The sequence below is a fragment of the Priestia taiwanensis genome, from assembly GCF_014638355.1.
In the GTDB taxonomy this organism is placed as follows: Bacteria; Bacillota; Bacilli; order Bacillales; family Bacillaceae_G; genus Priestia_D; species Priestia_D taiwanensis.
On sequence record NZ_BMFK01000001.1, the window covers coordinates 2306620 to 2306877 of the forward strand.

Sequence of the window (258 nt, forward strand, 5' to 3'; positions counted from 1 at the left end):
GTCGCTCCTGTTGAACCTGTAGCTCCTGTGTCGCCTGTTGCTCCTGTTACTCCGGTGGCTCCTGTTGAACCTGTAGCTCCTGTGTCACCTGTGGCTCCCGTCGCTCCTGTTGAACCTGTGGCTCCTGTTGAGCCGGTGGCTCCCGTTTCTCCCGTTACTCCGGTGGCTCCTGTTGAACCTGTAGCTCCTGTGTCACCTGTGGCTCCCGTTGCTCCTGTTGCTCCTGTTACTCCGGTGGCTCCTGTTGAACCTGTAGCT

General features: G+C 58.9%; 1 protein-coding gene. It reads right to left on the reverse strand.

Annotation, left to right across the window (positions count from 1 at the left end; genetic code table 11):
- Positions 1-258 (reverse strand): hypothetical protein (locus IEV41_RS20185; protein ID WP_268235143.1); only part of this gene is annotated, 258 nt, incomplete at both ends.